This is a genomic window from Pseudomonas sp. Irchel s3a12 (assembly GCF_900187485.1).
GTDB lineage: Bacteria > Pseudomonadota > Gammaproteobacteria > Pseudomonadales > Pseudomonadaceae > Aquipseudomonas > Aquipseudomonas neuropathica.
In genome coordinates this window covers 111,600-126,033 of the sequence record NZ_FYDN01000002.1, presented here as the reverse complement: position 1 = coordinate 126,033, position 14,434 = coordinate 111,600, and the positions used below count along the sequence as shown (strand labels likewise).

General features: G+C 61.1%; 18 protein-coding genes. 16 read left to right on the top strand and 2 right to left on the bottom strand.

Annotated elements, in window-relative coordinates; translation table 11 throughout:
• Positions 1–4: 4 nt before the first annotated feature.
• The 16 genes from CKW14_RS04145 (at position 5) to CKW14_RS04070 (ending at position 13,659) form a co-directional block, all read left to right on the top strand.
• Positions 5–1,555, top strand: a complete 1,551-nt coding sequence (locus tag CKW14_RS04145) for an ABC transporter substrate-binding protein (protein WP_095124783.1) — start codon at positions 5–7, stop codon at positions 1,553–1,555.
• Positions 1,556–1,570: 15 nt separating this feature from the next.
• Positions 1,571–2,332: a SurA N-terminal domain-containing protein gene (locus tag CKW14_RS04140; protein WP_095124782.1), complete on the top strand. Its 762-nt coding sequence runs from the start codon at positions 1,571–1,573 to the stop codon at positions 2,330–2,332.
• 219 nt (positions 2,333–2,551) lie between these two features.
• The gene (locus tag CKW14_RS04135; protein ID WP_095124781.1) at positions 2,552–3,082 is read left to right on the top strand and encodes a response regulator; all 531 of its coding nucleotides are present in this window, start codon (positions 2,552–2,554) and stop codon (positions 3,080–3,082) included.
• Positions 3,083–3,163: 81 nt separating this feature from the next.
• Complete coding sequence (locus CKW14_RS04130) at positions 3,164–4,870, top strand: GspE/PulE family protein (protein WP_095124780.1); 1,707 nt, start codon at positions 3,164–3,166, stop codon at positions 4,868–4,870.
• Positions 4,851–5,654 carry a hypothetical protein gene (locus tag CKW14_RS04125; protein ID WP_095124779.1) on the top strand — a complete coding sequence of 268 codons (804 nt, stop codon included), beginning with the start codon at positions 4,851–4,853 and terminating at the stop codon, positions 5,652–5,654. The genes CKW14_RS04130 and CKW14_RS04125 overlap by 20 nt, the downstream gene beginning before the upstream one ends.
• A 1-nt stretch (position 5,655) precedes the next feature.
• Positions 5,656–6,201, top strand: coding sequence for a PilN domain-containing protein (locus tag CKW14_RS04120; RefSeq protein WP_095120166.1), 546 nt, complete (start codon positions 5,656–5,658; stop codon positions 6,199–6,201).
• A complete protein-coding gene (locus tag CKW14_RS04115) occupies positions 6,188–6,736 on the top strand; it encodes a GspMb/PilO family protein (RefSeq protein ID WP_095124778.1) in 549 nt (182 codons plus the stop codon). Before CKW14_RS04120 ends, CKW14_RS04115 begins: the two co-directional genes overlap by 14 nt.
• A complete protein-coding gene (locus tag CKW14_RS04110; RefSeq protein WP_095124777.1) occupies positions 6,736–7,248 on the top strand; it encodes a hypothetical protein in 513 nt (170 codons plus the stop codon). The genes CKW14_RS04115 and CKW14_RS04110 overlap by 1 nt, the downstream gene beginning before the upstream one ends.
• On the top strand, positions 7,245–9,092 hold the full coding sequence (locus CKW14_RS04105; RefSeq protein WP_095124776.1) for a secretin N-terminal domain-containing protein: 1,848 nt from the start codon (positions 7,245–7,247) through the stop codon (positions 9,090–9,092). Before CKW14_RS04110 ends, CKW14_RS04105 begins: the two co-directional genes overlap by 4 nt.
• 2 nt (positions 9,093–9,094) lie before the next feature.
• Positions 9,095–9,568, top strand: a complete 474-nt coding sequence (locus CKW14_RS04100; RefSeq protein WP_095124775.1) for a type II secretion system protein — start codon at positions 9,095–9,097, stop codon at positions 9,566–9,568.
• Positions 9,569–9,573: 5 nt separating this feature from the next.
• Positions 9,574–9,948, top strand: coding sequence for a type II secretion system protein (locus CKW14_RS04095; protein WP_095124774.1), 375 nt, complete (start codon positions 9,574–9,576; stop codon positions 9,946–9,948).
• Positions 9,923–10,462, top strand: coding sequence for a type II secretion system protein (locus CKW14_RS04090; protein WP_095124773.1), 540 nt, complete (start codon positions 9,923–9,925; stop codon positions 10,460–10,462). Before CKW14_RS04095 ends, CKW14_RS04090 begins: the two co-directional genes overlap by 26 nt.
• On the top strand, positions 10,459–10,851 hold the full coding sequence (gene csgE / locus CKW14_RS04085; protein ID WP_095124772.1) for a curli production assembly/transport protein CsgE: 393 nt from the start codon (positions 10,459–10,461) through the stop codon (positions 10,849–10,851). The genes CKW14_RS04090 and csgE overlap by 4 nt, the downstream gene beginning before the upstream one ends.
• On the top strand, positions 10,848–11,279 hold the full coding sequence (locus CKW14_RS04080) for a curli assembly protein CsgF (protein WP_095124771.1): 432 nt from the start codon (positions 10,848–10,850) through the stop codon (positions 11,277–11,279). The genes csgE and CKW14_RS04080 overlap by 4 nt, the downstream gene beginning before the upstream one ends.
• A 28-nt stretch (positions 11,280–11,307) precedes the next feature.
• The gene (locus tag CKW14_RS04075; RefSeq protein ID WP_095124770.1) at positions 11,308–12,168 is read left to right on the top strand and encodes a CsgG/HfaB family protein; all 861 of its coding nucleotides are present in this window, start codon (positions 11,308–11,310) and stop codon (positions 12,166–12,168) included.
• Positions 12,169–13,287: 1,119 nt separating this feature from the next.
• Complete coding sequence (locus tag CKW14_RS04070; protein WP_095124769.1) at positions 13,288–13,659, top strand: DUF6124 family protein; 372 nt, start codon at positions 13,288–13,290, stop codon at positions 13,657–13,659.
• Between the two features lie 173 nt (positions 13,660–13,832).
• Here CKW14_RS04070 and CKW14_RS04065 read toward each other — a convergent pair whose 3' ends face one another.
• Entirely contained in the window at positions 13,833–14,117 is a 285-nt protein-coding gene (locus CKW14_RS04065; protein WP_016983362.1) for a type II toxin-antitoxin system RelE/ParE family toxin, read from the bottom strand.
• Positions 14,107–14,313 carry a hypothetical protein gene (locus CKW14_RS04060; protein ID WP_034152589.1) on the bottom strand — a complete coding sequence of 69 codons (207 nt, stop codon included), beginning with the start codon at positions 14,311–14,313 and terminating at the stop codon, positions 14,107–14,109. The genes CKW14_RS04065 and CKW14_RS04060 overlap by 11 nt, the downstream gene beginning before the upstream one ends.
• Positions 14,314–14,434 lie beyond the last annotated feature (121 nt).

Sequence of the window (14,434 nt, the reverse complement as noted above, 5' to 3'; positions counted from 1 at the left end):
CGCCATGAAACGCTGCCGCGTACTCGCCCTGATCCTGCTCGCTGGCGTCAGCCTTGGCGCGAGCGCTGCGCCGCTGACTGCGGAGGAAGCGGCAGGCAAGCGCCTGTACCGCCAAGGTCTTTCAGCTAGCGGCGAAGCGATCATGGCGCGGGTTGGCGCGGCGGATATGTTGCTGCCGGCAACCAGCCTGCCGTGCGCCAATTGCCACGGCGCCGACGGCCTCGGGCGACCCGAAGGCGGGGTGCGTCCGCCGCCGCTGAACTGGGCGCGACTGACCAGCGCTTATGGTCAGCAGCAGGTCAACGGGCGCAGCTATCCGGCTTACAGCGAAAGCACTCTGGCCATTGCCATCGAGCAGGGCCGCGACCCCGGGCACAATCGCCTCGACCCGAGCATGCCGCGCTTTGTGCTGTCGATGAAGGATCAGCGCAATCTCACCGCGTACCTCAAACGCCTGGCCGATGAGCGCGACCCCGGCCTCGACGCCGAGACCTTGCACCTCGGCACGCTGCTGCCCAGTCAGGGCCCGCTGGCGGAAGAGGGCATGACCATCGCAGCGATACTTAACGGCAGCGTGGCGCGGATCAATCAGGCCGGAGGCATTCATGGACGGCAGCTGCGTCTGACCGTTGTCGATCCCGGCCCGGATCGCGCCAGTGCCGAACAAGCCCTGCAGCAGTTGATCGAGCAGGAACAGGTGTTCGCCCTGATCGCACCGCTGGCACCGGCTCTCGACAGCGAACTGGGGCCGCGCCTGGAACAGGCCGGCGTGCCGCTGATCGGCGCCTTGTCGTTGCTTGGGGCGGTGCAGGCCAGTCCGCAGATTTTCGAGCCGCTGCCGGGCTTGCGCGAGCAACTGATCGCCTTGGCCGATTACGCCACGGCGAGTTTGCGCGTGCTGCAAGGGCCGACCCTGATTGCCTATCCCGATGACCCTGCACAAACGCTGGCCGCGCAAAACCTCGGCCAGTATTTGCAGGATCACGGCTGGCAAAAAGTCCAACTGCAAGCCTACGACCCGACGGCGGATGCGCTGCCGCTGGGTTCGCGATCGGTGTTCTATCTGGGCAGTGGCGGCGGTTTCAGTCGTCTGGCGACACGGCTGCAAAGCGCCGGGCAAGTGCCTTATCTGTTCGCCGCTTCAAGCCAGGTGGCCGGCGATCTGCTGCAAGTGCCCGACGGATTCACCCGACGGGTGTTTCTCGCCTATCCGTTCGTGCCCAGCGACTGGACCCAGACCGGGCGCATGGCCCTGACGCTGCTGCGCGAAGGCCAGGGCCTCGGCGCCCAGCATGCGGTGCTGCAAGTCGGCGCCTACGCTTCGATGTTGCTGCTCAGCGAAGGCATGAAACAGGCCGGCCGCGACGCCAGCCGCGAAAAACTGGTGACGGCGCTGGAAGGTCTGCACGACTTCGACACCGGTCTGACCCCGCGCCTGAGCTTTGGCCCCGGCCGACGCCTGGGCTTGAGCGGCGCCCATGTGGTCACCGTGGATTTGCCCGATCAGCGCTTTTATCTGGTCGCACCCTATAAACCGATTGTTGCCAGCCCCTGAATGGAGGGCCCGATCATGAAGCTCACAACGCTGATAATGCTGCTGACCTGCTGGCTGCCGCTGGCGTGGGCCAATAACGAGCCGGCCGTGGCGCGAGTCAACGGCGAGGAGATTTCCGGGTTTCGCTTTGAGCGCTTCTTTGCCGAATACCTGGAAGATCAGGGCCGCGCGGTGGCGAGCATTCGTAATCCCAAGGCCTACAAACAGCTGCGTCAGGCGGCGCTGCAAGCGCTGATCGACAAAGAACTGCTGTGGCAGGAAGCGCAAAAACGCGGGCTGCAGATCGACGATCAAGTGGTACTTCAGCAAGTCGAGCAGACCCGCAGTGCTATCGGCGGCACGGATAAATTCGTCCGCCGCTTGCAGGACGCCGGTTTCGATGAGGCGTCCTTCACCGAGTACAGCCGCCGCGAACTGGCGGCGCAGCAGATGTTCGCCGAGTTGATCCGCGCCAATACCTTGCAACCGCGCCACCTGTTGATCCGCGTGCCCGCGCAAGCGGATGCAGCCACAGTCACCGAAGCGCGTCTACGCTTGTTGCAAATGCGCGCCTCGATTGCCGGAGGGGCGAGTTTTGCCAGCGATCCGGTGCGCTCACCGTTTGGCTGGCATGTGATTTATTTGCCGAACCACTTGGAGGCCGCCGATGTCCCAGATTTGCAGGGGCTGGACACAGTCAGGGCACAGCTCGCCCGACAGCAACAGACCCAGGCTCGTCGTCAGGTGCTCGCGCAATTACGGGTGCAGAACAGGATCGAACGAATTGACGACGACTGAAGGTTCCCCCCCAATAGTGGGGAATGGCTTCGATGCCCATTCAGGTGCTTCCCCGTTTCTGGGGAACGGGGTACCGGGACGAGCGGGCATTGTCATTAAATTCAAGGACATGAAGACGTAAAATTACCGGCACTCAGCCTGGCATGAAGTGTGCGTTACCGATGGTAAGGCGCACTCTCAGGGCGGGGTCATCGGACCTGCTGTTTCAAGGAGTCGACCTTGGTTAACAAAGTACTGGTTGTCGAAGACGAACAGCTGCTTGCACAGAACCTTCAGGATTATCTGTCGGCGCAGGGGCTGGACGTCCGGATTGCACATGACGGAGCGACGGCTATCGGTTTGGCCGAAACGTTTGCCCCCGACGTGCTGGTGTTCGATTACCGCTTGCCCGATATGGAAGGCTTTGAGGTGCTCGACGCGGTCCGCCAGAACAGGACGTGCCATTTTGTGCTGATTACGGGTCACCCGACCGCTGAAGTCTGTGAGCGGGCGCGGCAACTGGGGGTCAGCCACATCCTGTTCAAACCGTTTCCTTTGGCGGAACTGGCCCGAGCTGTCTGCGACCTTCTGGGCTTCAAGCGCGAAGCGAAACCTGGTGCAAACCCTTCCGAGGGTTTCGTCGAACGACGCCAGAGCAGGACCGAGAGCTTCCCGTTGCAGTTGTACGATGGCAGTTGGGTGTTGGCGGATCGGCGACGGCAGTCGCGATCCATGGCGCCGGACGACGATCAAATGCTCACCGGGGAGTAATGGCGCGAACAGACGTTCCGGCACTTGCCGCCAAGGTTTGCCGCGCCGACAGGGCACCAAGCCCCGGTTGGAGAGCAAGCCATGGAACGTCTGTCCGTTGTCGTCGAACCTCTGCTGGCGCCGAGCGCGCCGGAACGCTTTTCCAGTGAACAGCTTGCCCAGGCCCGGGCGCGGGCCGCCACCTCCGGCGAACGCGTGCTTGAAGCCCTTGGCGTACTCTGTGAACTGGCGCCGATGCCGTTCATTCACACCCTCGGCGCCACCCTGCATTACCCGGTGCTCGACACCGACAGCCTGTTTCAAGCGACGCCGGTATTTGACCGGGTCACCCTCGCACAATGCCTCAAACGTGAATTCATCCTGCTGCGCCACAACGACGAAGTCATCGGCGTGTTTGCCGACCCCTTCGACCCGGCGCGGCTGGCCTGGATCGATGACTGCCTGCACGGCGCGCCGCTGCATCTGGTGCACGCCGATGACCTCAAAGCCTATCTGGCCCGTCACGAAGAAAGCTTCCACGCCGTCGAATCGCTGAACGCCCAAGGCGATACCCACCACGAAATCGACACCCTGCAAAGCCTGTCGCTGACCAGCATCAGCGAAGACGCCAGCAGCGTGGTGAAACTGGTCAACTCGACCCTCTACGACGCGCTGAAAATGCACGCCAGCGACATTCACCTCGGCACTACCGGCCACGGTCTGGTGATCAAGTACCGCATCGACGGTGTGCTCAATAACATCAGCAAAGTCCAGGGCAGCGAGTTCGCCGAGCAGGTGATTTCGCGGGTCAAGGTCATGGCTGAACTGGACATCGGCGAAAAACGCGTGCCGCAGGACGGTCGTTTCAAGATTGGCATCAGCGGCCGCCAGATCGACTTCCGCGTATCGATCATGCCGAGCATCTTTGGCGAAGACGCGGTGCTGCGGGTACTCGACAAACAGGATCTGGCCGACAAGGTCTGCGGTGTGCAATTGCAGGCGCTGGGCTTTGAGGACGAAACCCTGCGCCAGTTGCGCCGCCTCGCTGCCGAACCCTACGGCATGGTCCTGGTGACGGGCCCGACCGGCAGCGGCAAGACCACCACGCTGTACGCGATGATCACCGAGATCAACCACGGCGTGGACAAGATCATCACCATCGAAGACCCGGTCGAATATCAATTGCCGGGGGTGCTGCAAATCCCGGTCAATGAGAAAAAAGGCCTGACCTTCGCCCGGGGTTTGCGCTCGATCCTGCGCCACGACCCGGACAAGATCATGGTCGGCGAAATCCGTGACCCGGACACCGCGCAGATCGCCGTGCAATCGGCGCTCACCGGCCATCTGGTGTTCACCACCATCCACGCCAACAACGTTTTCGACGTGATTGGCCGCTTCACCCAAATGGAAATCGACCCGTACAGCCTGGTCTCGGCGCTCAACGCGATTCTCGCCCAGCGCCTGATTCGGCTGGTGTGCGCCAGTTGCAGCGCGCCGGTCAATCCAAGCGATGAAGAGCTGTGCGCCTCGGGCCTCGATCCGCAGAAAGTCGATCACTACCACTTCGTCCACGGCAAAGGCTGCGGCCACTGCCGGGGCAGCGGTTATCGCGGGCGCACGGCGATTGCCGAGTTGCTGCACCTCGACGACGAGCTGCGCCAGATGATCGTCGAGCGCCAACCGATCAAACAAATCAAAGCCCTGGCCTGTGCCCGTGGTTTGCGCCTGTTGCGTGAATCGGCGCTGGAGCTGGTGGAACAAGGTCGCACCACGCTGGAGGAGATCAATCGTGTCACTTTTATCGCGTGAGCGTTTTGTCGCCGTGCTCGGCGCCAGCGGTGTTGGCCTCGGTCAGCGGCGCGGCAGCGACACCCTGTGGCTGGGCAGCGTCGGCTACATCGACGAAGGCTTCCAGAGCTACGCGGTGGCGCTGGATACCCTCGACTGCCTGCTCGGTGAACACGCCCGTGCCGGTGCCGAACTGAGCGTGGTCATCTCCGGGCACTTCAGCCGTTTCTGCCTGGTGCCGTGGAGCGCGCAGATCAGCAGCCCTGAGGAACTGCGCGGCTTTGCCCAACTGTGTTTTGAAGACCTGTTTGGCGCGCCTACACAACCGTGGAGTCTGGTGCTGTCCGCCGAGCCGGCCGGTTACGACCGCATCGCCAGTGCCTTGCCGCAAGACTTGCTCGAACGCCTGCGCACGCTGGTCAGCGGTCGCGGTTTGCGTCTGCGTTCAGTGCAGCCGTACCTGATGGCGGCGTTCAACCGCTTCGACAAAAGCCTCGATGCCGGCGACTTCCTCTTTGTCGTCGCCGAGCCGCAACGCAGCGTGTTGTTGCTCGCAAGGGAAGGGCGCTGGGCCGGTGTGCGCTCAGTGGGCGGCAGCGACAGCGATGCCGCGTTGAATGCCCTGATCGGTCGCGAACGCCAGCTGCAAGCCTCGACCAGCGAACGCGCGTTCAACGTTTATCTGCATGCCCCTGCGCGCCTCGATGCGCATCCGGACGTGGCGGGTGTGCAACTGCGCACCCTTGAAGACGACTCGATGACCGTGCGTGACGGCTTGTACGTCATGTCCCGGGCGGTGGCCTGACATGCGCGCGCTCAATCTCGACTTTCAGCCACGGCCACGTTCCGGCCCGTTGGGTTGGAGCCTGCTCGGCGGCGGTGTACTGCTGGCGCTGCTGTGCTTCGGCGTGCAACAGCACCTCGACGCGCACACCGAACAGCAACAAGGCCACCTGCAAACCACTCAGCGTCAGCTCACCGGCGACAGTGGCGCCAAGTCCACCTTGAGCCCGGCAGAAACCCGCGAGCAAGCGGCAAACCTCGCTGAGATGCGCAAGGTCTCGCAGCAACTGCGCCGCCCATGGGAACGCCTGTTCGCCATGCTCGAAGCGATGCCCCGCGATGACGTCGCGCTGCTGACCCTGACCCCGGATGCGCGCAAAGGCCAGGTACGGATCAGCGCCGAAGCGCGGGATCTGCAAGCGATGCTCGACTTCCACAAACGTCTGGAAGCCAGCGACGAGCTGTCCGACGTGTCGCTGCTCAGCCACGAAATCGTCGTCAAATCGCCGGAACAACCGGTGCAATTCAACCTGTCGGCGACTTGGGAGATTGGCGATGCGAATCCCTAGACTGATCGTCCACGAATACCTGCAAGGCATCGGCATTCCGGGCCTCGCCGGGCTGGCATTGCTGCTGGTCGCCGTGGCTTGGGCACTCGGTGGCTTGCTGCCGGGTTGGCAATCATTGCAGCACCTGAGCCTGCAGACTCAGGAAGCCACCGCGTACCTGGCCAAGGTTGAAGACGGCAGCATCGCGCCGCCGGTAGTGCCGCAGCGTCAGCTCGACGACTTCCGCAACAAACTGCCGGCGCAGCCGCAAGCCACCGTCGCCATCGACCGCATCTACGCCCTCGCAGCGCAAGAACACATCACCCTGGCGCGCGGCGAATACGCCCTCGGCGTCGACCCGAAAACCCATCTGGCACGCTATCAGATCCTCCTGCCAGTGCGCGGCAGCTACCCGCAACTGCGCCGCTTCCTGCACGCCTTGCTCGGCCAGTTGCCGGCGGTGGTGGTGGAAGACCTCGAGTTGCAACGCAAGAAGATTGGCGACACCGACCTCAATGGCCGGATCCGTATGACCCTTTACCTGTCGAGGTCGTGATGAATACCAAGCGCGTGACAGGTTGGTTGGCGTTCTTCGGCGTAGCTGCTGCGCTGGCGTGGTTGCCGGAATATTTCTCGCCAAGCGAAGACGCCGATTCCAACGAAGTCGCCGTCGCCACGCCGGGGAAAACCCGTGGCGCGCTGCCGGCCAGTACCGCCAAGGCCAAGGATGCGTCGATCAAGGACCTGAGCCCGGCCGGCGACTTGTTCGCGGCCAAATCCTGGAAGGCCGCGCCGACTCTGGCCACGGTCACCGAAATGGCCATCAATCCAGCAACTGTGGTGCAAGCCCCGAGCCTGCCACCGGTGCCGTTTCAGTTCGTCGGCAGGCTGCATGACCGCAGCGACCTGCAAGTGTTTTTGCAGAACGGCGAAAAGATCTACGTCGTGCGCAACGGGGATGTGATCGACGACACCTGGAAGATCACCGGCATTTCCGATCTGGAATTGAGTCTGGTCTACCTGCCTTTGCATTTGTCGCAGACCCTGTCTGTGGGGAGTACGCAATGAACCGTTCCCGTTTGCTGATGAGCCTGGGCCTGTGTGCCGGGCTGGCCGCGTGCAGTTCCGCACAAGTGGCCAACAAGGAAGCCGCCGACCTGATTGAACAGGGTCAGTACGAGGCGGGGCTGGCCCGAATCGAAGAAGGCCTGCGCGAAAACCCACGGGACACCGAGCTGCACTTGCTGCTCAACAGCGGTCGGGCCAAGGCGATCACGGCGTTGCTGACGACCGGCGACACTGACCGTTCGCGCCGCGACTTCGCTTCGGCGCGCGTGGCCTACAACCGCGCGCTGACCATCGAGCCGAACAACCGCCGGGCTCAGGATGCCCTGAAGCAGATGGATTACCTGCGCAGCATGGACGAAAAACTGGAACTGGCGCGTGGCGACCTGCGTCGTGGCGACATCTACGGCGCTGATCGCCAGGTCAAACAGATCCTCGAACTCGACCCGAATAACGAAGGAGCGCTGGAGCTGCAAGGCAACATTCGTCTGGTGCAGAGCCGCAACGTGATTGCCTACCCGCAACTGCGCACCAAGCTTGACCGCCCGGTGACCCTGGAGTTTCGCGACGCCAACCTCAAGACCATTTTTGAAGTGCTGTCGCAGGTCGCCGGGCTGAACTTCATCTTCGACAAAGACCTGCGCCCGGACATGAAAGCGACGATCTTTGTGCGTGACGTGCGCATCGAAGACGCCGTGACCCTGCTGCTGCAACAGAACCAGTTGCACCAGAAAGTGGTGAACGAAAACACCTTGCTGATCTACCCGGATTCGCCGCAGAAGGTGAAGGATTACCAGGAATTGGTGATGCGCACCTTCTACCTGACCAGCATCGATGCCAACACCGCGCTCAACATGGTGAAAACCATGCTCAAGACCCGCGACGTGTTCGTCGACGAACGCCTCAACACCCTGACCATGCGCGACACCGAAGACGCCGTGCGCATGGCCGAGAAACTCCTGCAGTCGCAAGACCAGTCGAACCCGGAAGTGGTGCTGGAGGTGGAAGTGATGGAAGTCGCCACCCAGCGCATTCTCGACCTTGGCCTGCAATGGCCGAACACCTTCGGCGTGGTCAACAGCGACGGTTCGGCGGTGACCCTGCTTGATCAACTGAAAGGCATCAACTCCAGCCGGATTTCGATCTCGCCGTCGCCGCAAGCCAAGATCAACGCCCAGGACAACGACATCAACACCCTCGCCAGCCCGGTGATTCGTGTGAGCAACCGTGAGCAGGCGCGGATCCACATCGGTCAGCGTGTGCCGATCATCAGCGCGACTTCGGTGCCGTCGACGCAAGGCCCGGTGATCACTGAAAGCGTCACTTACCTCGACGTCGGTCTGAAGCTCGAAGTGCAACCAACCGTGCACCTGAACAACGAAGTGGCGATCAAGATCGCTCTCGAAGTGAGTAACGCGACACCGCTGGAACCGACCCGTCAGGGCACGATCCCGGTGCAGGTCGACACCCGCAACGCACAAACCTCACTGCGCCTGCATGACGGCGAAACGCAGATCCTCGCCGGCCTGATGCGCAACGACCACGGCGCGACCGGCAACAAGATCCCGGGCCTCGGCGACATCCCTGGCATTGGCCGGCTGTTCGGCAGCAACAAGGACACTGTCGGCAAATCGGAACTGGTGCTGTCGATCACCCCACGGATCGTGCGCAACCTGCCGTACCAGAGCCCGTCGGACATGGAGTTCTCCACCGGCACCGAAACCAGCATGCACATTCAGGCACCGGATCGTTCGCAGAGTTACGTGATGCCATCGCCTGCCGCGCAGCCGCGTGCCGTCGGTGAGTCGGCCGTGGCCACCACCCGTATCACCGTCGAGAAGCCTTGATCATGAACGCCTCCCAGCGCGGTTTCACCCTGATCGAAGTCGTGGTGACGCTGGCCCTGATCGGCCTGTTGGCGAGCATGGCGGCGCCGCTGACCGAGACTTTGGTGCGGCGTGGCAAGGAGCAGGAATTGCGCAACGCGCTGTACCAGATTCGCGATGGCATCGACGCCTATAAACGCGCGTTCGATGCTGGCTATATCGAGAAATCGCTGAACAGCAGCGGCTATCCGCCGAATCTGCAAGTACTGGTCGAAGGCGTGCGCGATGTGCGCAGTGCCAAAGGCGCCAAGTTCTACTTTTTACGCCGCATCCCGCGCGATCCGCTGGTGCCGGCCAAACGTGACGACGAAGGGGGTTGGGGCGTGCGCGCCTACAACAGTTCGGCTCAAAACCCGCGCGATGGCGAGGACGTTTTCGACGTCTACTCCCACGCCCGGGGCAAGGGCCTCAACGGTGTCGCTTACCGCGAGTGGTGAACCTCATGCGCCGGGAAAAAGGTTTTACCTTGCTGGAGCTGATGGTGGTGATGGCGATCATCGCCACGCTGATGACCATCGCGCTGCCGCGCTACTTCAACAGCCTCGAAGCGTCGAAGGAAACCACCCTGCGCCAGAGCCTGTCGGCGATGCGCGAGGCGCTGGATCACTACTACGGCGACACCGGCCGCTATCCGGATTCCATCGAGCAACTGATCGAACAACGTTACCTGCGCAACGCGCCACTCGATCCGATCACCGAACGCAAAGACCAGTGGGTGCTGATCGCGCCACCGGACGGCGTCGCCGGTGGTGTGGCCGATATCAAAAGCGGTGCTACCGGGAGGGCGCGTGATGGCAGCCAGTATTCCGAGTGGTAACCGTGCGCAGCAGGGTGGTTTCACCTACCTCGGCGTGCTGTTCCTCATCGTAGTGATGGGCATGGGCCTGGCCAGTGCCGGCGAGTTGTGGTCGACCGCGTCGCGCCGCGACCGTGAACGCCAGTTGCTCTGGGTCGGCACCCAATACGCCCAGGCGCTGCGCAGCTACTACCGCAGTTCGCCGGGGTTGGCGCAGTACCCGAAAGAGTTAGTCGATCTGCTCGACGATCAGCGTTTTCCCGAGGCGAAGCATCACCTGCGTCAGCTCTATCCTGATCCGATTGGGCAGGGTGAATGGGCGCTGCAACGCGGGTTTGATGGCCGTATCACCGGCCTCAACAGCCCATCGACCGAGCTGCCGTTGAAGCAATCCGGGTTCCCGACGCAGTGGTCGGATTTCGATGGCATGCAGCGTTATTCGGATTGGCAGTTCGTCGCTGAAAAAGCCTTTCTTGAGGGCACTAATGGCCCGGCCAAAGGCCAATCGAATCTGCCGCAGGCGTTGCAGCCATGATTCGCCAATGGTGGTGCGCGCTGATCCTCACCGCTGTGGCGTGCTGCGCCAGCGCCAGTGAAGAAGACGAAATGATGGGTTTCATCGTCGATGACACGATCTCGCACATCGGCCACGACTTTTACTACTCGTTCAGTGAACGCCTGCGCGACACCAGCCCGATGGATTTCAACCTGGTGGTGCGCGAGCGGCCCGACGCGCGCTGGGGCAGCCTGGTGACCGTGGAATATCAGCAACGCCTGGTTTATCGGCGCTTCCTGCCGCCGAACACCGTGGAACTGAAGGACGAGGCCTACGCGGCCGCCGACTGGGTTCGACGCCAGGTTGTCCAGCGCAAGCTGGAGGCTCTGTTGCAGGACACCACCGACCTTGAGAAGGACGAACTATGAACAGCACAACGTTCTCACGGCGCAGCGGATTCTGGATCTCGGGGTTGTTGATCGGGCTCGCCAGCGCTGCCGCTGTCCAGGCCACTGAACTGGTCTACACGCCGGTCAACCCGTCGTTCGGCGGCAACCCGCTCAACGGCACCTGGCTGCTCAACAACGCGCAGGCGCAAAACGATTACGACGACCCTGATCTCAAGAGCCGTTCGACCGTGGCCGGCACCTCGGCGCTGGAGCGTTTCACCAGTCAATTGCAATCGCGGCTGCTAGGGCAGTTGCTGGACAACATCTCCACCGGCAACACGGGGAGCCTGTCCACCGACTCTTTTATCGTCAACGTCATCGACGACTCCGGGGCACTGAGCATTGAAGTGACCGATCGAGCGACCGGTGAGGTTTCGGAAATTCAGGTGAACGGCCTCAACCCATGACGGGCTGACGGTTCCGGGGAGAACGGACATGAAAAAGATCATCGCGTTAGGGCTGCTGTTGGCGACATTACAAGGGTGCAGTCTGCGTGAGCCGATGTCGGCCGAGCAGGACACCGAAACCCCGACCCTGACTCCAAGGGCTTCGACTTATTACGACTTGCTGAAGATGCCGCGACCCAAGGGGCGGTTGATGGCGGTGGTGTACGGCTTCCGTGACCAGACCGGGCAGTACAAGCCGACCCCGGCGAGTTCGTTTTCCACCAGCGTGACCCAGGGCGCGGCGTCGATGTTGATGGATGCGATGCAGGCCAGTGGCTGGTTTGTGGTGCTTGAGCGGGAAGGGCTGCAGAACCTGTTGACCGAGCGCAAGATTATTCGCGCGTCGCAGAAGAAGCCGAATACGCCGGTGAATATTCAGGGTGAGCTGCCGCCGTTGCAGGCGGCGAACATGATGCTCGAGGGCGGGATCATCGCTTATGACACCAATGTGCGTAGCGGTGGGGAAGGGGCGCGGTATCTGGGGATTGATTTGCAGCGTGAGTATCGGGTGGATCAGGTGACTGTGAATTTGCGGGCGGTGGATGTGCGCAGTGGGCAGGTGTTGGCGAATGTGATGACCAGCAAGACGATTTATTCGGTGGCGCGCAGTGCGGGGATTTTCAAGTTTATCGAGTTTAAAAAGTTGCTTGAGGCTGAGGTTGGGTATACGACGAATGAGCCGGCGCAGTTGTGTGTGTTGTCGGCGATTGAGGCGGCGGTGGGGCATATGGTGGCGCAGGGAATTGAGCGGCGGTTGTGGCAGGTGGCGGGGGACGCTTCTGTGCCTTCGCAGGATGATGTGTTGAATCGGTATTTGAGCCAGAACAAGGTGGATCCGGAGGCGGAGTGAACGTGGCGGCCTTCGGGCCGACCAGGTTCTTGCAGATGTACCCAGTTCCCACTGTGGGAGCGAGCCTGCTCGCGAAGGCTTTTTGTCAGGCGGCGGGGTTCTTTTTGACTGAGTACATATCCGTTTCTGCGGTAACGGCTGCTTAGGATTCCGCCCTTACGGCGGGTCACCTTTTCCAAACGCCGAAAAGGTAACCCAAAAGGCTTGCTCCTGCGTGCGGCCCGCTCGCTAAAGCTCGGGGTTCCTTCGCTCCGGGATCGATCCGGGCGCAGCGCCTACGGTTTGCTTCGCTGCACCTCCTCTCGCTGTGTTTGGCTGCGCCAAACGGTCGCTGCGCTCCCACGCCCGGATCAATCCCTCCACTCAGCCTTCCGACGTCGCCCGTGGATCAAGATCAAAAGCAGGCGAGCTGACACTCGGCCTATTGAGTGGTGAGGAGCACAGCGTGCTCGGCTTTTGATCTTCGTAGGCGCTGAGCATGCTCGCGAAGGCGGCCTTACAGCCGACCAATCTCTTGCTGACAGAGCGCGATTCAATTGTAGGAGTGAGCCTGCTCGCGATAGCTATCTCTCAGACTCAGTTGCCATTGCGGATGTACCCAAATCCTTGTGGGAGCTGGCTTGCCAGCGATGGCGATCTACGAGCCGACCAATTCCCGTCGGTTGCACACATTCACTGTAGGAGCTGCCGAAGGCTGCGATCTTTTGACTCTGATTTTTTAAGATGAATATCAAAATCAAGATCAAAAGATCGCAGCCTTCGGCAGCTCCTACACATGCGTATTTCAATTCGGGATGTTTAAAGGATGTTTCGATTTTGCGGAACCTTCCCACGAGGTTTTCAGGTTGTCCGTCGGACGTCCGGTCTCTAGCCTGTGTTCGTCGCTGCCAATTCAGCGACCGGGCATGGAAACCCGAAGACACGAGAGAGCAGATACGCCTTTCATAACGTATGCTTGCGCACTTTCATTGTGTGCACTCTGTTATGGCGGTTGTGCGCGGGAGACATTCGTGTCTGCCGGGTTGCTCTCTCCCGGATTTCCAGCCTGCGTACAGCTGCCACCCATTTTTCCTGGAAGTCGAATGGGCCAGCTGCAACTATCAATGAGAGAGAATCACCATGAAAAAACCAACACCCAACCCCCCAGAATCAGACACCAACACCACATCCCCCTACGCCTCAGTCGACAGCAAAAAACTCCACGAAGCCGCCGACCGCGCCCTCGATTTCTACCTCAACCCCACCGCCCACATCATGTCCAGCGCCAACGAGCCGGAACCCATGTACTTCGCCAACCCCAGGTACAACACCGAATCCCTGCTCGCCAACGCCAGCGAAACCCTCGGCTCGGCCAGCGAAATGCTGATCAACTTCGCCGCCTCCCTGGAAACCTCTCAGCGCAAAACCGCACTGGGCATCGCTCAAGTCGTCATGCTGGGCGAACTGGCGGTGAATCAAGCGCTGGATCACGTCGAGTTGAAGGATGGCTAATTAGATCGTTCCCACGCGCAGCAAAGGAATGCAGCCCTTGACGCTCTGCGTCAAATTCGCAATTTGGAACGCGGAGCGTCCCGAGAGGCATTCCCACGCAGAGCTTGGAACGATCAAAAAAACCGTACCTCCACGGGAAGCACGGTTTCTTGTGTTGAGACGAGGAAGCGATTTTAACCGGGGTCGCGTCGAGGGTACTCCTGACGCGCATGCAAGATGCTCACAATCTCAATTTGGTCCGCCACTTGATAAACGACGAGATAGTTCGGGCTTACCACAATCTCTCGAGTGCCGGGAGAGCGGCCTTTGCGATACAGGTGTGGATGCCAACAAAGCGCAGATGTAGTTTTTACGACGGACTTGTGAAGTGCAGTCGCCGCTACAAAATTTCGCTCGCCAATGTACTTCAGGATTTTCGAGAGTTCGACCCGAGCCTTGGGTCGCCACTTAATCTGCATCAGCGCTTTTGCGCATTGATTCCATCAAGGCGTTGATTTCCTCCATCACTTGCTCATGGGGAATACTCGGGCGCGGATCATCGAGAGAGGCCTGTACTTCGGCCCGAAACCAACGGTCATAACTTGCAGCCTGTTCCTCGGGATCAAGATCCGAAACAACCGGGCACAGTGGGTCGATCAAGGACGGGTCGATCATAGAACCTCCGGGTTTGGTGCCTCGAAGTCTATTCGTTAACGGTATCGCTGTCGTCGCTGTCTGGATGAATTGCATGTAGGCCAAGCTCCATGAGGATCAAGTTGTCCCGGCAAATCCTAGA